Source organism: Streptomyces sp. NPDC055140, assembly GCF_053607285.1.
Genome location: NZ_JBSGTG010000026.1, coordinates 1 through 18753 on the forward strand (window position 1 = coordinate 1; position 18753 = coordinate 18753).

Consider the following 18753-nt stretch of genomic DNA (forward strand, 5'->3'; position numbering starts at 1 on the left):
AGCCGGTGGCCGTTCATCTATGCGGGCACCATCCCGATGCCGGAGCAAACCCCCGGATCAGGTCGAACCCGTACACCACTTCCCTGGACGCAACCTTCTTCGGGAGGCTGCTCTTGGGATTTGACCGGACGAAACCAGTGACGGGTGCGTAGATCGCTAAAGAGCCGGACTGCTCCGTACATGGACAGCGCCGCGAGCACCGCGACGAGAGGCCCCACGAACCACTCCATGTGCCCACCCCCACCCGTGGATTGGGTGACACGCTATCAACGTGATCGTCGCATGACAGGGGCTTCAACCAGTTCAGCTCTTGCCCAAGCATGGCGATTGAGCCAGGTTCCAGCAGCGCTCGACATCGCCGGTGCGGCCGACGCGTTCGCCGCGCTGCTGGCCGACCGCACTCGGGTGTTGGGCCCGGACCACCCCGACATTCTCATTGCCCGGAACAACCTCGCCCGGTGGCGGGGGGGGCTGGGGATGCGTAGGGTGCGGCTGAACCTAAGTAGACCTCGGTTCTGAGATAGACCTTAGTCTCAGTTCTAGTCTCGATTGCTGCTCAATCCGCTGCGATACGCGCTCGTCCGTGGACGTCCCGCACGCCGCCTGACCTGCAACGCGAGGCCGTCATCGGATGTCCCCGGACCGCCACGGAACAAGCCCGGACAGCTTGTAATGCGCAGGTCGTCGGTTCAAATCCGAAGGAGGGCTCGCGACGGGGCACTTGCGTGCGTCTGACAGGCCGGCTTACGCGGTAGCGACCGACCTCCGGGGTGGATGCGGTTCACCCAGTGAGGCGGTACGAGCGCTGTCGTCGGTCGTCGTGCACCACGATGCCCCGGGCTTCCATCCGGCGAAGGTGGTACATCACGCTTGACGGGCTGCGGAGTCCGACGCCGGCGCCGATTTCGCGGACGGTCGGGTAGTCCCCGGTTTCCGCGACCCACTCGCGGATGCATCGCACGATGCGTTCTTGCCGCTCGGTCAAGTGGTCGTTCACGACTGGCCTCCCTCGCCTCGGGCCTGCCGTCGCAGCTCCACGCGCTCCGCGGGGCTGAGGGGGTAGGCCGCAAGTCGTACGGAGAGGCGGTACAAGCGGCGTCGCAGTGCGGTGCGGCCCGGTTGCTTGGCGAGCCGCTCGTACGTAACGGCCCACTCGCGCTGTGTGTTCAGAACGTCATCTGGGAGGGGGTGGTCCATGTCTCGAATTAGAGCGCGTGTTCGAATTTCTGGGCAAGTGGACTGACCGGGCTCCGGCAGGACGCTCACGGCTCCGCCCCGCTGCGTGCCGGGAGGCATCAGGCGTGAGGTGGCCAGTAGCGCGCCAACCTGCACAGATGTTGCCGCGACAGCCGAAAGGCTGGGCCGTCAGTGGGCCGTCTGCGGGCCGTCCGGGGGTGGCCTACGACGGCCAATGGCGACTAGTGACGACCGCCCCTTCCTTCTTGTGCCCCAGGTCACGTAAGCGGATCTGCGACACTGGAACGGTTATGCCTAAGCCCGGAGAACTCACTTTCGTTGCCCCGCGCGGAGCCAAGAAGCCGCCGCGGCACCTCGCCGACCTCTCGCCCGCCGAGCGGAAGGAGGCCGTCGCCGCGATCGGTGAGAAGCCGTTCCGCGCCAAGCAGCTGTCGCAGCACTACTTCTCGCGGTTCGCGCACGACCCCGCGGAGTGGACCGACATCCCCGCCGGCTCGCGCGGCAAGCTGCAGGAGGCGCTGCTTCCGGAGCTGATGACGGTCGTCCGGCATCTGTCGACCGACCAGGACACCACCCGCAAGACCCTGTGGCGGCTCTTCGACGGCACGCTCGTCGAGTCCGTACTGATGCGCTACCCGGACCGGGTCACCATGTGCATCAGCTCGCAGGCCGGCTGCGGAATGAACTGCCCGTTCTGCGCCACGGGACAGGCCGGCCTCGACCGGAACCTGTCGACGGGCGAGATCGTGCACCAGATCGTCGACGGCATGCGCGCGCTGCGCGACGGCGAGATCCCGGGCGGCCCGGCGCGCCTGAGCAACATCGTCTTCATGGGCATGGGCGAGCCCCTGGCCAACTACAAGCGGGTCGTCGGCGCCATCCGCGCGCTCACCGACCCCGAGCCGGACGGCGTCGGCCTCTCGCAGCGCGGGATCACCGTCTCGACCGTCGGTCTGGTCCCCGCCATGCACCGGTTCGCCGACGAGGGCTTCAAGTGCCGCCTCGCCGTCTCGCTGCACGCCCCCGACGACGAGCTGCGCGACACCCTCGTCCCGGTCAACACGCGCTGGAAGGTCCGCGAGGTCCTCGACGCGGCGTGGGAGTACTCCGAGAAGTCGGGCCGCCGCATCTCGATCGAGTACGCGCTCATCCGGGACATCAACGACCAGGCCTGGCGAGGTGACCGGCTCGGCCGCCTGCTCAAGGGCAAGCGCGTCCACGTCAACCTGATCCCGCTGAACCCGACGCCGGGCTCGAAGTGGACGGCGTCGCGCCCCGAGGACGAGAAGGCGTTCGTCGAGGCCATCGCGGCCCACGGCGTGCCGGTAACCGTCCGCGACACCCGTGGCCAGGAGATCGACGGGGCGTGCGGTCAGCTCGCCGCCACCGAGCGGTAACCTGACTGGCGTACGTACATCTTCATATTCCGACAGGGGAGCGCCACAGCGCTGAGAGTGCGGCATCGGCCGCAGACCCTCTGAACCTCGCCCAGGTCATTCTGGGTAGGAAGTTCGGTCGCCACTCAAGCTGTTGCGCCCTGCCCGGGCATCGTCCGCGATCCCGGGCAGGGCCGCGTCTCTTCCTGGTCACCCAGGAGGGAACTTAAGTGAGCACCATCATCAAGGCCACGGCCGTCGCCGTGGCGGCCGGTCTCGGACTCGTCACGCTCTCCGCGTGCGGGGGATCCGGCTCCGGCAAGGACTCGGCCGACTCCAAGACCGTCACCCTCGTCAGCCATGACTCGTGGGCCGTGTCCAAGAGCGTGCTCAAGGACTTCGAGAAGCGCTCCGGCTACAAGGTCACGGTCCTGAAGGACGGTGACGCGGGCGAGGCCGTGAACAAGGCCATCCTGTCCAAGGACAACCCGCAGGGCGACGTCCTCTTCGGCGTCGACAACACGCTCCTGTCGCGCGCCCTCGACAACGGGCTCTTCCAGCCGTACGAGGCCAAGGGCCTGGACCAGGTGGGGACCGAGTACCAGCTCGACAAGGACAAGCACCGGGTCACCCCGATCGACACCGGCAACATCTGCGTCAACTACGACAAGAAGTACTTCGCGGATCACAAGCTGACGCCGCCCGCCTCGTTCGACGACCTCGCCAAGCCCGCGTACAAGAACCTGCTGGTCACGGAGAACGTGTCGACGTCGTCACCCGGCCTCGGCTTCCTGCTGGGCAGCGCCGCGCAGTACGGAGACAACGGCTGGCAGGGCTACTGGAAGAAGCTCAAGGCCAACGGCGTGAAGGTCGTCGACGGCTGGGAGCAGGCCTACAACGAGGAGTTCTCGGGCTCCGCCGGTGGCAGGAAGCCAGGCGGTGACCGGCCGCTCGTCGTGTCGTACGCGTCGTCGCCGCCGGCCGAGGCGATCTACTCGGACCCGCAGCCGAAGACCGCCCCCACCGGGGTCGCGACCGGTACCTGCTTCCGCCAGACCGAGTTCGCGGGCCTGCTGAGCAACGCGAAGAACGAGAAGGGCGGCAAGGCGCTCCTCGACTTCCTGATCGCGAAGCAGTTCCAGCAGGACATGCCGCTGAACATGTTCGTGGACCCGGTGACGAAGGACGCGGCCCTGCCCGCCGACTACGCCAAGTACGACGTCAAGGTCGACGCCCCGAAGACCATGGCCCCGCAGAAGATCGCCGACAACCGTGACGCCTGGGTCAAGACGTGGACCTCACTCGTACTGAAGTGACGCCCCCCGGGGAACCTCCGGTCAGGCACCCGGTGAAGCACCCGGCAAAGCCTCCGGCTGAGTCCCGTAAGGGTCGTCGGCGCGGGAGCGCGGCGCGGCTCGGCCTGATGGCCGTGCCCGTCGCGTTCTTCGCGATCTTCTTCGCCTATCCGGTCGCGGCGATCGTCTCCCGCGGCCTGAAGGCGGGCGGCCACTGGCAGTTCGGGCGGATCGCCGACGTGCTCGGGCAGCCCGACATCCGGCACGTCCTGTGGTTCACGACCTGGCAGGCGTTCGCCTCGACCGTCCTCACGCTGCTGATCGCGCTCCCCGGCGCGTACGTCTTCGCGCGCTTCGAGTTCAGGGGCAAGCAGGTTCTGAGGGCCGCCGTCACCGTGCCGTTCGTGCTGCCGACCGTCGTCGTCGGCACGGCGTTCCTGGCGCTAGTCGGCCGCGGCGGGCTGCTCGACGGTCTGTGGGGCGTACGCCTCGACACCACGGTGTGGGCGATCCTGCTCGCCCATGTCTTCTTCAACTACGCCGTCGTCGTACGCACCGTCGGCGGACTGTGGTCGCAGCTCGACCCGCGGCAGGAGGAGGCCGCCCGGATGCTGGGCGCCTCCCGCTGGACGGCCTGGCGGAAGGTGACGCTGCCCGCGCTCGGGCCCGCCGTCGCGGCCGCCGCGCTGATGGTCTTCCTCTTCACGTTCACGTCGTTCGGCGTGGTCCAGATCCTCGGCGGGCCGACGTTCTCCACTCTTGAGGTGGAGATCTACCGGCAGACCGCGCAGATCTTCGACCTCTCCACGGCGGCCGTCCTGACGATCGTGCAGTTCGCCGCCGTAGGGATCATCCTCGCCGTGCACGCCTGGAGCGTGCGCCGGAGGGAGAGCGCGCTGCGCCTCGTCGACGCGGCGCACACCGCCCGGCGCCCGCGCGGCGCGGGTCAGCGGGCGCTGCTCGCCGGGGTGGTCGCCACGGTTGCGGTGCTGATCCTGCTGCCGCTCGGCGTGCTGATCCAGAGGTCCTTCGAGGGGCCCGACGGCTTCGGGTTCGCCTACTACAAGGCGCTCACCTCGTCCGACAGCGGTGTGTTCCTGGTGCCGCCGATCGAGGCGATCGGGAACTCCCTCACGTACGCGCTCGCCGCCACCGCCATCGCGGTCGTGATCGGCGGACTCGCCGCCGCGGCCCTGACGCGGAGAGCCGGCCGTCTCGTACGAGGCTTCGACGCGCTCCTCATGCTGCCGCTCGGCGTCTCCGCCGTCACCGTCGGCTTCGGCTTCCTGATCACCCTGGACAAGCCGCCCCTCGACCTGCGCGGCACCTGGATCCTGGTGCCGCTGGCCCAGGCCCTCGTCGGGGTGCCCTTCGTCGTCCGCACCATGCTGCCGGTCCTGCGCGCGGTCGACGGGCGGCTGCGCGAGGCCGCCGCCGTCCTCGGCGCCTCGCCGCTGCGGGCCTGGCGCGAGGTCGACCTGCCGATGGTGCGCAGGGCTCTGCTGATCGCGGCCGGGTTCGCGTTCGCCGTGTCGCTCGGCGAGTTCGGGGCGACCGTGTTCATCGCCCGCCCGGACCACCCGACCCTGCCGGTCGCCGTGGCGCGGCTCCTCGGCCGCGCCGGTGACCTCAACTACGGCCAGGCCATGGCCCTTTCGACGATTCTCATGGTGGTGTGCGCGGTGTCGCTGCTGCTGCTCGAACGTATCCGCACGGACCGTACGACGGGGGAGTTCTGATGGCCCTGCTGACCCTGGACGACGCGACCGTGCGGTTCGGCGGTCCGTCCAGAACGGCGCACGCTGCGCTCGACCGGGTCGATCTGGAGGTCGCCGAGCACGAGATCGTGTGCGTGCTCGGACCCAGCGGTAGCGGCAAGTCGACGCTGCTGCGGGTCGTGGCCGGGCTCCAGGGGCTCGACGGGGGACGCGTGTTCCTCGACGGCGGTGACCAGTCGGGCGTGCCCGCGCACCGGCGGGGCGTCGGCCTCATGTTCCAGGACCATCAGCTGTTCCCGCAGCGCGACGTGGGCGGCAATGTCGCCTTCGGGTTGCGGATGCACGGCGCCTCACGCTCCGAACAGCAGGACCGTGTACGGGAGTTGCTGGCGTTGGTCGGGCTGCCCGGGGCCGAAGGGCGCGCCGTGGCCTCGCTGTCCGGCGGCGAGCAGCAGCGCGTCGCCCTCGCCAGGGCGCTCGCCCCGCGACCCCGCCTGCTGATGCTCGACGAGCCGCTCGGCCAGCTCGACCGCTCGCTGCGGGAGCGTCTGGTCGTCGAACTCAGGCAACTCTTCGGCGAGTTGGGTACGACAGTGCTCGCCGTGACGCACGACCAGGGCGAGGCCTTCGCGCTCGCCGACCGCGTCGTGGTGATGCGCGACGGACGGATCGCCCAGTCCGGTACGCCACTTGAGGTGTGGCAGCACCCGGACGACGAGTTCGTGGCACGCTTCCTCGGATTCGACAACGTGGTCGACGCCACGATCGTCGGGGAGGCGGCCGACACGCCCTGGGGAAAGGTGCCCGTGCCCGCGGGGTCCCCGCAGGGCCGCGCCAAGATCCTCGTCAGGCCCGCGGGCGTACGCCTCGTCGACGCCGCCAAGGCTGAGCTGACCTGCACGGTCACCGCGCGCACCTTCCGCGGCACGCATGTCGCCGTACACCTCCAGGCCACGGAAGCACCCCGCCTCGAAGCGGCCTGCGCGCTGCGGGACGCGCCGGAGCCGGGGGACGAGGTCGGGGTGGCGTTCGACGCGGGCGAAATCGTGGTGCTGGACGGCCCGTCCGCCGCATAGGGTCCGCCGTATGACGACGGAGACCGCGGCATCCGGACAGCTCGCCCATGACCGCTACTGCGACGAAGTCGTCGCGCAGACCGCCCTGTTGGCCGGGCATCTCGTCGGCGCCGACCTGACGGCGACCGTGCCGACCTGCCTCGAATGGACCCTGCGCGACCTCGTCGTGCACCTCGGCGGCGCGCACCGCTGGGTCGAGGCGATCGTACGGACCGGGGCGACCGAGGAGATCCCCGACGAGAAGGTGCCGGGCTTCGAAGGGCCCGGGAGCGACGACCCGGCCGAGCTCGCGGCCTGGCTCATGGAAGGCGCCGAGCTGACCGCGCGGACGCTGCACGTCTTTGGCCCCGACACCCGCGTATGGACCTGGTCCTGGCAGCAGACCACGGGGTTCTGGGCGCGCCGCATGACGCACGAGACCGTGATCCACCGGGCGGACGCGGCGCTCACGGCGCAGGCCGCGTACGAGGTGGCGCCCGAACTCGCCGCCGACGCGATCGACGAGTGGCTGCAGATCGTCGCCCACGCCCAGCGGTCGGACCCGTCCGACACCGCGGCGGAGCTGCGCGGCGGCGGGCGCAGCCTGCACCTCCACGCCACCGACGCACCGGCGGAGCTGAACGCCGAATGGCTGGTCGAGCTGGGCGAGGACGGCTTCACCTGGCGCCGCGGCCACGAGAAGGCGACCGTCGCCCTGCGGGGGCCGCTGACCGATGTGCTGCTCGCGTTCTATCGGCGCGCGCCCCTCGACGGCGGACGCGTGGAGGTCCTGGGAGAGCGGGAGCTGCTGGACTTCTGGCTGGAACGGGCGACGTTCGGGTAGCCCAGGCCCGGCTTCCGCGCAGTCCGCCAAGGAGTTCGGCCCGCCGAAGAGTTCAGCCCAGCTTCGCGAGCGCGTCCGCCGCTTCCTCCACGGTGTCCACCAGCGCGATCCGCGCGTCCATCGAGCGTTCGCGGGCCAGGGCGGTGAGCAGCGGCCAGGCCGGCATGCGCTCCGTCCAGTGGGCGCGGCCGACGAGGACCATGGGCGTGGGCGCGCCCCGGGACTCGTAGTAGTTCGGCGTCGCGTTGTCGAATATCTCCTGGACGGTGCCGGCCGCGCCCGGCAGGAAGACCACGCCGGCGTTCGAGCGGGCCAGGAGCCCGTCCTCGCGGGTGGCGTTCGCGAAGTACTTCGCGATGTGCCCGGCGAAGGCGTTCGGCGGCTCGTGGCCGTAGAACCAGGTGGGGATGCCGACCGAGTCGCCGCCGTCCGGCCAGCGGGAGCGCACCTCGAAGGCGGCCGACGCCCACGCCGTGACGGACGGGGTGAACGAGGGCGCGGCGGAAAGGAGCCGGAGCGCCTCGGTCAGCATTCCGTCGTCGAACCGTGCCGCGTACGCGCCCAGGTTCGCCGCCTCCATCGCGCCCGGGCCGCCGCCCGTGGCGACGGTGACCCCGGATCGCGCGAGCGTCCTGCCGAGCCGCGCCGCGCCCGCATACCCGTCCGTGCCGCGCGCCATCGCGTGACCGCCCATGACCCCTACCACGCTGGTGCCGACGAGGAGTTCGTCGAGGGCGTCGGAGACGGAGTCGTCGTGCACGGCGCGCAGCATCGACGCGAAAACGTCGTGGTCGGCCTTGGTCTGCTGGAACCAGTCGTACGCGCGGGCGTCCGGCGTCGACTCGTATCCGCCCTCTGCGAGGCCCGCGAACAGCTCGTCGGGGGAGTAGAGACGGCCTCGGTACGGGTCGAAGGGGAGGCCGGGGACCGGCGGGAAGACCAGGGCGCCTATGGCGCGGATCCGGGCCGCGGCGTCGGGCCCCATCGGACAGCCGAGGAAGACGGCGCCCTCGGCGTCCAGGGTGAGCAGCTCGTCCGTACGCTCCGTCAGGTCGACGGCCTGCACGCGGCGTCCGGAGAGCGAGCCGTGCGCGGCCACGACCTCGTCGAACTCGTCGAGCGTCTCGATCTCACGGCCGGCGTCCGTGTGGGGGATCGCGGGCCTGCGCGGGGCGGGTTCAGAGGTCTGCACCCGCCCATGCTAGGGCGCCGTACCCCTGAAGATCAGCCCTGGATGGCCGCCGGGTCCATCCACATGATCTCCCAGGTGTGGCCGTCCGGGTCGTCGAAGGCGCGGCCGTACATGAAGCCGTGGTCCTGCTTCTCGCCGGTCTCGGTGCCGCCCGCGGCGATCGCCTTGTCGACGAGCTCGTCGACCTTCTCGCGGCTCTCGGCGCTCAGACACAGGAGCACCTCGGTGTTCTTGGTTGAGTCGACGATCGTCTTCTTCGTGAAGGCGGCGTACTTCTCCTTGGTGAGCAGCATGACCACGATGTGCTCGCTGACCACCACGGAGGCGCAGGTCTCGTCGGAGAACTGCGGGTTGATCGAGTACCCGAGCTCGGTGAAGAACTTCTTCGACGCGTCGAGGTCGTTCACGGCGAGGTTCGGGAAGATCATCTGCTGGTACATGGTGGGTCCGTCGCTTTCGCTCGCTGGTCTCGGTGTTGCGTCGCTGTGCCGTACGCAGGGTTAGACGTGAGGCCCGCCCGTAACTCATCGCCCGCCGCGAACTTTCTTTCGATCTTTTTCGGGAGCCCGCAACGAGAGGGTGCGGGCCCCGCTCAGGGCGCGAGCGGGAGCGCCGCCAGTTCCGCGACGGCCCATGTCAGCAGCCCGAACACGGCGAGCAGTGCCGCCGCGCGCAGCCCGGCCGCGCCCCGGAGGAGACTCGTGGGGGCGCCGAGCCGGAGCAGGGCGGCCATGGTGTCGGAGCGGGCGTGCTTGGCCTCGATCGCGGCCGTCAGGAGCGTGGCGACCGTACAGCCCATGACGAGGACGGCGCCGAGCGCGGACAGCGGGCCGAGGTCGGGCTGACGTCCCGACCAGAGGGTGAGCCCCGCGTACGCGCCGGAGGCCACCGCGCAGACCACGCCCAGGGGGCGGCCGATACGACGGGCCTCCTCCTGAAGCACCCGGCCCGCCAGGAGCCGTGCCGCCCCGGGCCGCACCGACTGAAGGGCCCGGCCGCACTGGTACGTGAGTCCGGGACCCGCGAGCGCGAGGCCGAGGGCCGTCAGTGTCCAGCCGGCCAGCACGCCCGCCGGGCTGCCGTCGAGACCGCCCGGCATGGGGAACCCCGCGGTGCCGTGCGCGCGGGAGGCGTATGTCTCCACTGCGAGGCCGGTGGCCAGCAGCGCAACGCCCCATGGCAGGCCGGTCGGCGCGGGCACCGGGGCGGCGGGATCGCGTGGGTCCGGCTGGGGCTCGCCGGCCTTGGCGGCGCGCGGGCGCAGCACGAGGGCGGAGGCGCCGGACGCGGCGAGCGGGACCAGGGCGAGCAGGGTCAGGGTGGCGGCCACGGGCAGGGGCCGGTCGGAGGCGAGTAGACCGCGTGCCGCCCCGTCGAAGGGCAGTCCGGAGAGGTCGCCGCGCAGGTGCAGGAAGACCAGCAGTGCCAGCATCGAGCCGAGCATGCAGGCGACCGCGGTGGAGATGGCCGAGATGAGCGTGAGACGTGCCGGGCCGAGGCCGACCGCGGACAGGCCGGGACGCGGCTTGGTGCCCGGGTCGGTGCGGGCGACGGCGACGGCGAGGTGGACGGTCGCGGCGATCGGCACCACGCACCAGGCCAGGCGCAGCAGGGATCCGGTGGAGGCGTCGGGGTGGCCCATCGCGTAGCCGAGCGTGCACAGCAGGAGGAATCCGGTGCCGGCCGAGGCAGCCGCGACCAGGAGCCTGCGCAGCTGGACGACGGGCCGGCCCCCGCGGGCTAGACGGAGAGCGAGCACGCGGCCCGGCCTTCCGCGTCGGTGCCGCCGGGTACCCCGGGCAGGTGGACCGTGTTCACGCGGCGTCCGTCGAGGAGCGACACCGTGCGGTCGGCCAGGGCGCCGACCTCGGTGTCGTGCGTGGCGAGGACGACGGTGATGCCGTGCGAGCGGGCCGCAGCCATCAGGGTGCGCAGGACGTGGGCGCGGTCGGCGCGGTGCAGGGGCGCGGTGGGCTCGTCGGCGAAGAGCACCGAGGGCGCGGTGACCAGGGCGCGGGCGATGGCGACGCGCTGGCGTTCCGACTGGATCAGGGCGTGCGGGCGCTTGCGGGCGCACATGCCGATGTCGAGGCGCTCCAGCCACTCCAGGGCACTGGCCTTGGCGGCGCGGCGGCTGCCGCCGCGCATCATCAGGGCGAGCGCCGTGTTCTCCCAGGCGTTCAGCTCGGGCACGAGGTGGGGCTCGGGGTCGATCCAGGCGAAGCGGTCGCGGCGCAGCCGTTCCCTGACGAGCGGGCCCATGGTGTGCACGGGGGTGCTGTTGAACCAGACCTCGCCCTGTTGCGGCAGGAGTTGGCCTGAGAGGCACTGCAGGAGCGTCGTCTTGCCGCTGCCGCGCGGCCCGGTGACGGCGAGGATCTCGCTCTCGCGGACACCGAGCGAGACACCGGTGAGCGCGGGCGAGCCGTTGTGTGAGAAGTGCAGGGCGCGTGCCCAGAGTACGTCGTTGTCCGGTGGGGCCACCATGGCGAACACCTCGTTCAGAGACTTCAGATCAGAAATGCCGTAAGACGAGCCGTCCCCCTTACGGGGGAACGAAGGCAGGGCCGATCGGTCACTGGGCACGCTAGGTATTCGCCGGGGCGGGTCGGGAAAGGACGCGGCCCGGCCGCCCCCATCTCACTCGGATGGGCGCAGCCGGGCCGCGGGAGCCGTCAGGCTCAGATCTTGCTCCAGGCCTCCGTGAGGACCTGGCGGATGATGCCCTCGATCTCGTCGAAGGTGGACTGGTCCGAGATCAGCGGCGGCGACAGCTGGATGACCGGGTCACCACGGTCGTCGGCGCGGCAGTACAGGCCGTACTCGTAGAGCTTCTTGGACACGAAGCCGTAGAGCACGCGCTCCGACTCCTCGTCCGTGAAGGACTCCTTGGTGTCCTTGTCCTTGACGAGCTCGATGCCGTAGAAGAAGCCGTTGCCGCGGACGTCGCCGACGATCGGCAGGTCGTGCAGCTTCTGCAGCGTCTTGAGGAAGCTGGCCTCGTTGTCGAGCACGTGCTGGTTGAGACCCTCGCGCTCGAACAGGTCGAGGTTGGCGAGCGCCACGGCCGAGGAGACCGGGTGGCCACCGAAGGTGTAGCCGTGCAGGAAGGTGTTGTCACCCTTGTAGAACGGCGCCGCGATCCGGTCGGAGACGATGGTCGCACCGATCGGGGAGTAGCCCGAGGTCATGCCCTTGGCGCAGGTGATGATGTCCGGGATGTAGCCGAACTTGTCACAGGCGAACATCGTGCCGAGGCGGCCGAAGGCGCAGATGACCTCGTCCGAGACGAGCAGCACGTCGTACTGGTCGCAGATCTCGCGCACGCGCTCGAAGTAGCCGGGCGGCGGCGGGAAGCAGCCACCGGCGTTCTGCACCGGCTCGAGGAAGACCGCGGCGACGGTCTCGGGGCCCTCGAAGAGGATCTCCTGCTCGATCTGGTCGGCGGCCCAGCGGCCGAAGGCCACCGGGTCGTCGCCGTGGATCGGGGCGCGGTAGATGTTGGTGTTCGGCACCTTGTGCGCGCCCGGGACCAGCGGCTCGAAGGGGGCCTTCAGGGCCGGCAGGCCGGTGATCGACAGGGCGCCCTGCGGGGTGCCGTGGTAGGCGACCGCGCGGGAGATGACCTTGTACTTGGTGTGGTTGCCGTTGAGCTTGTGGTACTGCTTCGCAAGCTTCCAGGCGGTCTCGACGGCCTCGCCACCACCAGTGGAGAAGAAGACCTTGTTGAGGTCACCCGGGGCGTAGTGGGCGAGGCGCTCGGCCAGCTCCACAGCCTTCGGGTGGGCGTACGACCACACGGGGAAGAAGGCCAGCTCGGTCGCCTGCTTGGCGGCGACCTCGGCAAGCTCCCGGCGTCCGTGGCCGGCCTGCACCACGAACAGGCCGGAGAGCCCGTCGAGGTACTTCTTGCCCTGGTCGTCGTAGATGTAGGTGCCCTCGCCACGCACGATGGTGGGAACGGGCGCGTTCTCGTAGGACGACATGCGGGTGAAGTGCATCCACAGGTGGTCGTACGCGGTTCGGCTGAGGTCCTTGCTCACGGCTATCGGGTTCCCCACATATAGGTCTGCTTCTTGAGCTTGAGGTAGACGAAGCTCTCGGTGGAGCGCACGCCGGGAAGGGTCCGGATGCGTTTGTTGATGACGTCCAGGAGTTGGTCGTCGTCCTCACACACGACCTCCGCGAGGAGGTCGAACGAGCCCGCGGTCATGACCACGTACTCGACTTCCGGCATGGCCGTCAGCGCTTCGGCGACGGGATCGAGGTCACCCTCCGCGTTGATACCGACCATTGCCTGCCGGCGGAATCCCACGGTGAGCGGGTCCGTGACGGCGACGATCTGCATCACGCCCTGGTCGAGCAGCTTCTGGACGCGCTGTCGCACGGCCGCTTCGGAGAGGCCTACGGCCTTGCCGATGGCGGCGTACGGCCTGCGGCCGTCTTCCTGGAGCTGTTCGATGATGGCGAGGGAAACGGCGTCGAGCGGCGGGGTGCCGGTGCCGTTCCTCGATCCCTTTGGGTCTGCGCTGCGACTGGCCACGTCCCCCACCATGCACGAGGAGTCGACAGTTCCGCAAGCCCGGATCGATGAAATTCGTTGTTTGAGGGCTCGAAGTTCACGGATTTCGCAGATCCGACGGGTCGGGGGGTGTTGAAAGCGTGGGACTACCGATTAGGGTGGTATCTCATCCAATGGACATCCGACCAGGAGGGCCGCCTCAGTGACCAGCGAGCTGCGTCGTCTGCGCAATTACATCGACGGTGAGTTCCGGGACGCCGCCGACGGACGGACCACCGAGGTGGTCAACCCGGCCAACGGTGAGGCGTACGCGACCGCCCCCCTGTCCGGCGACGCCGACGTGGACGCCGCCATGGCCGCCGCCGCGGCCGCGTTCCCGGCCTGGCGCGACCTCACCCCCAGTGAGCGCCAGAAGGCCCTCCTCAAGATCGCGGACGCGTTCGAGGAGCGGGCCGAGGAGCTCATCGCCGCCGAGGTCGAGAACACCGGCAAGCCGACCGGCCTGACCCGGTCCGAGGAAATCCCGCCCATGGTCGACCAGATCCGCTTCTTCGCGGGTGCGGCGCGCATGCTCGAGGGCCGCTCGGCCGGCGAGTACATGGAGGGCCTGACCTCGATCATCCGCCGCGAGCCCATCGGTGTCTGCGCCCAGGTCGCGCCGTGGAACTACCCGATGATGATGGCCGTTTGGAAGTTCGCCCCGGCGCTCGCCGCGGGCAACACGGTCGTCCTGAAGCCGTCGGACACCACCCCGGCCTCCACGGTGCTGATCGCCGAGATCATCGGCTCCGTCGTCCCCAAGGGTGTCTTCAACGTCATCTGCGGTGACCGCGAGACCGGCCGCGCGATGGTCGAGCACAAGACCCCGGCGATGGCCTCCATCACCGGCTCCGTGCGTGCCGGCATCTCGGTGGCCGAGTCCGCCGCCAAGGACGTCAAGCGCGTCCACCTGGAGCTCGGCGGCAAGGCCCCGGTCGTCGTCTTCGAGGACACCGACATCGCCAAGGCCGTCGAGGACATCTCGGTGGCGGGCTTCTTCAACGCGGGCCAGGACTGCACGGCCGCCACCCGCGTCCTCGTCCACGAGTCCATCCACGACGAGTTCGTGCAGGCCCTCGCCAAGGCGGCGGCCGACACGAAGACCGGCCAGCCGGACGACGAGGACGTGCTCTACGGACCCCTCAACAACCCGAACCAGCTCGCCCAGGTCACCGGCTTCATCGAGCGCCTGCCCGCGCACGCCAAGGTCGAGGCCGGCGGCCACCGCGTCGGCGACAAGGGCTACTTCTACGCCCCGACCGTCGTCTCGGGCGTCAAGCAGGACGACGAGATCATCCAGAACGAGGTCTTCGGCCCGGTCATCACCGTCCAGTCCTTCGCGGACGAGGCGCAGGCCGTCGAGTGGGCGAACGGCGTGGAGTACGCGCTGGCCTCCTCGGTCTGGACGAAGGACCACGCGCGCGCGATGCGCATGTCCAAGATCCTCGACTTCGGCTGTGTGTGGATCAACACCCACATCCCGCTGGTCGCCGAGATGCCCCACGGCGGCTTCAAGAAGTCCGGCTACGGCAAGGACCTGTCGGCGTACGGCTTCGACGACTACACGCGCATCAAGCACGTCATGACGTCGATCGAGGGCTGATCACCAGCACCGACCCGCTCCACCCGCCCCCGCGTGGCTCCGGCCGCGCGGGGGCGGTCGCGTGTCCGGGGCAGGTGGGTGCGCGGCGGGGTGCCGGGTGATCGACAGTGTGTCGGCTCTCACCCCGTCGGCTTGACGCAGCGTCCATTGTCCGGCTCCGCTGGTCGCGGGCATCCTGCACAGGTGCGAGCGACCCCGATGAACCCCAAGCCGTCCCTGTCCCGGCGTTCCCTGATGCGTGCCCTGGGCGGAGGTGCCACGGCCGCGGCGGTCGGCGCGCTCGCCTCGGGATGCGGTGTGCCCGCCGCCTATGTCGCGCCGGGGGACCGCGCCGCGACCGACCGCTCCGGCAGCGACAAGCGGCTCGTCTTCGCCAACTGGCCGCTCTACATCGACGTCGACGACGACGATCCGTCGAAGCGGCCCACGCTCGACGCCTTCCGGAAGCAGACCGGGATCGACGTCAAGTACATCGAGGAGATCAACGACAACGACGAGTTCTTCGGCAAGATCAGCCCGTCCCTGATGAACCATCAGAAGACCGGCCGGGACCTCATCGTCATCAGCGACTGGATGTGCGCCAAGTTCGTGACGCTCGGCTGGGTCCAGGAGATGGACCGTGCCCGGCAGCCGCATGTCGCCAAGTACCTCGACCCGCTGCTGCGTTCGCCGCACTTCGACCCCGGCCGCAAGTACACCGTGCCGTGGCAGTCGGGCATCACCGGCATCGCGTACAACAAGCGCAGGGTAGGGCGCGAGATCAAGCACGTGTCCGACCTGTGGGCGGCCGATCTCAAGGGCAAGGTCACGCTGCTGTCCGGGCTCGACGAGTCGTTCGCGCTGCTCATGCAGGGCAACGGCGTCGACATCACCCGATGGACCCCGGACGACTTCCACCGCGTGTGCGACCAGGTCGAGAAGCTCGTCAAGAGCCATCACATCCGCCGCTTCACCGGCAACGACTACATCAAGGACCTCTCCAGCGGCGACGTCCTCGCCTGCCAGGCCTACAGCGGCGACGTCATCCAGCTCAAGGCCGACGACCCGGACATCGAGTTCGTGGTGCCCGAGGAGGGCGGCGAGCTGTGGGCCGAGTCGCTGATGATCCCCAACCTCGCCGACCACAAGCGCAACGCCGAGACCCTCATCGACTTCTACTACCGGCCGGAGGTCGCCGCCGAGCTGGCCACCTGGGTCAACTACGTGAGCCCCGTGCCGGCCGCCCGCGAGATCCTCGCCGACTCGAAGGACAAGGACACCGCGGCACTCGCCGAGGACCCGCTGATCTTCCCCGACGACACGATGCGCCGACGGCTCGCGATCGCGCGCGACATCACGTCCAAGGAGCGCCCGGAACTCGCCAAGCGGTGGAACGCGATCGCGGGGTTGTGAGATCGCGGGGTGGTGCGAGGGGGCCGGCCGGTTCCCGCCCGGATCAGTTCCACAGCGGTGTGGTCATGACCTGCTGGAACGCGTCCGGGTGGCCGTTCGGGTAGGTGAGCGTGATGCGGGAGTAGTGCTGGGTGTCCTGGTGCTTGGTCCAGGACTGCGGGTGGTCGAGGCGGACCGTGACGCGGTACGAGCGGAACTTGCCTGCGGCGCAGTACGGCTTGCAGTCGTTGACCCAGCTCGTGCCCGTGGCCACCGCCTTGCTCGGGCCCCACTGCGACCAGTGGAGCGAGGTGAGGCGGCTGTTGCCGTCCCCGCACGCGAGCAGGAAGTCCGTGGGCCGCACCTGCGGCTGCCAGGTGCAGTTGACGATCACGGGGACGCCGGTCCGATGCTGCGGCTCCGCCGCGGCGGAGGCGGAGGCGGAAGCCGGAGCCATGGCTGCTGCGAGGGATGCGGCTGCACAGAGTGCGAGCGCTGCCTTCAGTGAGTTACTCCGCAAAGTATGCTCCCGGCCGATCGGGGGGCCCTGGGCCCCGTGGTGCTCGTTCCGACGCTAAGGCCGCGGCGTGAGATGCGCCACTCGAACGGGCTAGCGTCGCGCAGACGGGGTACAGGCGGGCAGGTCAGCGTTTGATCGCCGCCATGCTGATGCCCCCCGCGACAGATCGCGGGGGGCCTGGCGATCAGTCGCCGCGCAGCCCGGACAGGACGTCGATGCGGTTCGTCGTGATCGAGTCGACGCCGAGGCCGAGGAGGCGCCGCATCGCCGACTTCGTGTCCGGGGTCCACGCGGAGACCAGGAGGCCCTGGCGGTGCACATGGGCCGTCAGCTCCCGACTGACCAGCGGGAAACGGTAGTTGAGCCAGGTGGGCCTGATCGCTTCGAGCACGCCGGGCCGCGGCGGGGCCAGCGTCGTCCAGGTCAGCGCGATCTCGGCGGCCGGGTCCGCGCGCCGTACCGCCAGCATCGTCTCGGCGCCCGCGCAGTAGTAGGCACGCTCGTCGGCGCCGCAGTCACGGATGACGCCGATGACCGTACGGACCGTGCGCACGTCCGCGCCCGGCAGGTCCACCATCACCCGCCGCTCGGCCAGTACCTCAAGGGCCTGTTCGAGGGTGGGCACGCCGCCCGCGGTGACGCCGCGCACCTCGTCGTACGAGAGCGCGGAGAGCGGGCGGTCGTGGTCCCACAGCCGCTTGAGCGTGGAGTCGTGCAGCAGTACGGGCACGCCGTCGCGGGTCAGACGGACGTCGATCTCGACTGCGTCCGCCCCCTGCTCCAGCGCGGAGCGCAGGGAGGCGAGGGTGTTCTCACGGACGCGGTAGGGGTCGCCCCGGTGGGCCACGGCAGTCACGGTACGCATGGCCCCATTGTGGTCAGCCGGTCATGCCCGGGCGAGCCACGTGTCCGTGTAGGTGTCGATCTCCTCGGTGATACGGGCCTTGCCCGGCTCGTCGAGGAACGACGCGTCCACCGCGTTCCTGGCGAGCGCGGCCACGCCCCGCTCGTCGAGGTCGAGGAGGCGGGCGGCGACGGCGTACTCGGTGTTGAGGTCCGTGCCGAACATCGGCGGGTCGTCGGAGTTGACGGTGACGACGACCCCGGCGTCGACGAACTGCTTGATGGGGTGTTCCTCGAGGGTCTTCACGGCGCGCGTCGCGATGTTCGACGTCGGGCAGACCTCGAGGGGGATGCGGTGCTCGGCGAGGTGGGCGAGGAGCTTCGGGTCCTGGGCGGACGTCGTGCCGTGGCCGATGCGTTCGGCGCCGAGGTGGATCAGCGCGTCCCAGACCGTCCCGGGGCCCGTCGTCTCGCCGGCGTGCGGCACGGAGTGCAGGCCCGCGGCGATCGCGCGGTCGAAGTACGGTTTGAACTGGGGCCGCGGCACGCCGATTTCGGGCCCGCCGAGCCCGAAGGAGACCAGGCCTTCCGGGCGGATCGTGTCGGTGGTCGCGAGCCGCACGGTCTCCTCGGCGGACTCGAGCCCCGCCTCGCCGGGGATGTCGAAGCACCAGCGCAGGACGGTGCCGAACTCGGCCTCGGCCGCCTTGCGGGCGTCCTCGATCGCCTCCATGAAGCCGTACTCGTCGATGCCGCGGCGGACGGAGGAGTACGGAGTGATGGTCAGCTCGGCGTAGCGCACGTTCTGCCGGGCCATGTCCCGCGCGACCTCGAACGTGAGGAGGCGGACGTCCTCCGGCGTGCGCACGAGGTCGACGACCGAGAGGTACACGTCGATGAAGTGCGCGAAGTCCGTGAACGTGAAGTAGTCGGCCAGCGCCTCGGGGTCCGTCGGGACCTTGGAGTCCGGGTGTCGGGCCGCGAGCGTGGAGACGATCCGGGGGGACGCCGAGCCGACGTGGTGCACATGCAGCTCTGCCTTTGGCAGTCCGGCGATAAAGGCATGCAGATCGGTCACGGATTCCTCCCCAGGAACTTGGTTGATCGGCTGATCGGTGGGTCGCAGTCATCGTAGGCGTGCCCCGGCCGAGCCCAGGCGGCGGCCGTAGCATGGCGGG

17 protein-coding genes and 1 pseudogene are annotated in these 18753 nt (G+C 69.9%); 7 read left to right on the forward strand and 11 right to left on the reverse strand.

From position 1 onward, the window contains the following. Positions 1-781: 781 nt before the first annotated feature. A complete protein-coding gene (locus ACWFR4_RS36175; protein ID WP_453656118.1) occupies positions 782-997 on the reverse strand; it encodes a LexA family protein in 216 nt (71 codons plus the stop codon). After that, positions 994-1197, reverse strand: coding sequence for a hypothetical protein (locus ACWFR4_RS36180; RefSeq protein WP_453656119.1), 204 nt, complete (start codon positions 1195-1197; stop codon positions 994-996). Before ACWFR4_RS36180 ends, ACWFR4_RS36175 begins: the two co-directional genes overlap by 4 nt. Before the next feature lie 290 nt (positions 1198-1487). Between ACWFR4_RS36180 and rlmN the strand changes: the two genes are divergently transcribed. From rlmN to ACWFR4_RS36205, 5 genes are all read left to right on the forward strand, one after another. Continuing rightward, on the forward strand, positions 1488-2594 hold the full coding sequence (rlmN, locus tag ACWFR4_RS36185) for a 23S rRNA (adenine(2503)-C(2))-methyltransferase RlmN (RefSeq protein ID WP_453656120.1): 1107 nt from the start codon (positions 1488-1490) through the stop codon (positions 2592-2594). Between the two features lie 209 nt (positions 2595-2803). Beyond that, positions 2804-3889, forward strand: coding sequence for a thiamine ABC transporter substrate-binding protein (locus tag ACWFR4_RS36190; protein WP_453656121.1), 1086 nt, complete (start codon positions 2804-2806; stop codon positions 3887-3889). Positions 3890-3996: 107 nt separating this feature from the next. Beyond that, on the forward strand, positions 3997-5607 hold the full coding sequence (locus ACWFR4_RS36195) for an ABC transporter permease (RefSeq protein ID WP_453461792.1): 1611 nt from the start codon (positions 3997-3999) through the stop codon (positions 5605-5607). Continuing rightward, on the forward strand, positions 5607-6662 hold the full coding sequence (locus tag ACWFR4_RS36200) for an ABC transporter ATP-binding protein (protein WP_453656122.1): 1056 nt from the start codon (positions 5607-5609) through the stop codon (positions 6660-6662). The genes ACWFR4_RS36195 and ACWFR4_RS36200 overlap by 1 nt, the downstream gene beginning before the upstream one ends. A gap of 10 nt (positions 6663-6672) precedes the next feature. Further along, complete coding sequence (locus ACWFR4_RS36205; protein WP_453656123.1) at positions 6673-7485, forward strand: maleylpyruvate isomerase family mycothiol-dependent enzyme; 813 nt, start codon at positions 6673-6675, stop codon at positions 7483-7485. 52 nt (positions 7486-7537) lie between these two features. Here ACWFR4_RS36205 and ACWFR4_RS36210 read toward each other — a convergent pair whose 3' ends face one another. The 6 genes from ACWFR4_RS36210 to ACWFR4_RS36235 all read right to left on the reverse strand — a co-directional run bounded on the left by ACWFR4_RS36210 (position 7538) and on the right by ACWFR4_RS36235 (position 13220). Then, a complete protein-coding gene (locus ACWFR4_RS36210) occupies positions 7538-8677 on the reverse strand; it encodes an LOG family protein (protein WP_453461801.1) in 1140 nt (379 codons plus the stop codon). 32 nt (positions 8678-8709) lie between these two features. After that, on the reverse strand, positions 8710-9117 hold the full coding sequence (locus tag ACWFR4_RS36215) for a VOC family protein (protein WP_453461803.1): 408 nt from the start codon (positions 9115-9117) through the stop codon (positions 8710-8712). A 152-nt stretch (positions 9118-9269) separates the two neighbouring features. Beyond that, positions 9270-10436, reverse strand: coding sequence for a hypothetical protein (locus tag ACWFR4_RS36220; RefSeq protein ID WP_453656124.1), 1167 nt, complete (start codon positions 10434-10436; stop codon positions 9270-9272). Then, positions 10418-11164, reverse strand: a complete 747-nt coding sequence (locus tag ACWFR4_RS36225; RefSeq protein WP_453461809.1) for an ABC transporter ATP-binding protein — start codon at positions 11162-11164, stop codon at positions 10418-10420. The genes ACWFR4_RS36220 and ACWFR4_RS36225 overlap by 19 nt, the downstream gene beginning before the upstream one ends. A gap of 194 nt (positions 11165-11358) precedes the next feature. Then, the gene (locus ACWFR4_RS36230; RefSeq protein WP_453461811.1) at positions 11359-12738 is read right to left on the reverse strand and encodes an aspartate aminotransferase family protein; all 1380 of its coding nucleotides are present in this window, start codon (positions 12736-12738) and stop codon (positions 11359-11361) included. Beyond that, positions 12723-13220 carry an Lrp/AsnC family transcriptional regulator gene (locus tag ACWFR4_RS36235; protein ID WP_100595184.1) on the reverse strand — a complete coding sequence of 166 codons (498 nt, stop codon included), beginning with the start codon at positions 13218-13220 and terminating at the stop codon, positions 12723-12725. Before ACWFR4_RS36235 ends, ACWFR4_RS36230 begins: the two co-directional genes overlap by 16 nt. A gap of 181 nt (positions 13221-13401) precedes the next feature. On the opposite strand from ACWFR4_RS36235, the gene ACWFR4_RS36240 reads away from it, so the two are divergent. Next, positions 13402-14841, forward strand: a complete 1440-nt coding sequence (locus ACWFR4_RS36240) for a gamma-aminobutyraldehyde dehydrogenase (protein WP_453461813.1) — start codon at positions 13402-13404, stop codon at positions 14839-14841. Between the two features lie 198 nt (positions 14842-15039). Continuing rightward, entirely contained in the window at positions 15040-16233 is a 1194-nt protein-coding gene (locus ACWFR4_RS36245) for a polyamine ABC transporter substrate-binding protein (RefSeq protein WP_453656158.1), read from the forward strand. 43 nt (positions 16234-16276) lie between these two features. On the opposite strand, the gene ACWFR4_RS36250 is transcribed toward ACWFR4_RS36245, so the two are convergent. From ACWFR4_RS36250 to ACWFR4_RS36260, 3 genes and pseudogenes are all read right to left on the reverse strand, one after another. Beyond that, positions 16277-16669, reverse strand: a complete 393-nt coding sequence (locus ACWFR4_RS36250; protein ID WP_453461815.1) for a hypothetical protein — start codon at positions 16667-16669, stop codon at positions 16277-16279. Between the two features lie 247 nt (positions 16670-16916). After that, positions 16917-17597, reverse strand: a complete 681-nt coding sequence (locus ACWFR4_RS36255) for a glycerophosphodiester phosphodiesterase (RefSeq protein ID WP_453461817.1) — start codon at positions 17595-17597, stop codon at positions 16917-16919. A gap of 21 nt (positions 17598-17618) precedes the next feature. Then, a pseudogene (locus tag ACWFR4_RS36260) lies at positions 17619-18727 on the reverse strand (adenosine deaminase); the annotation flags it as partial. Positions 18728-18753: the final 26 nt, after the last annotated feature.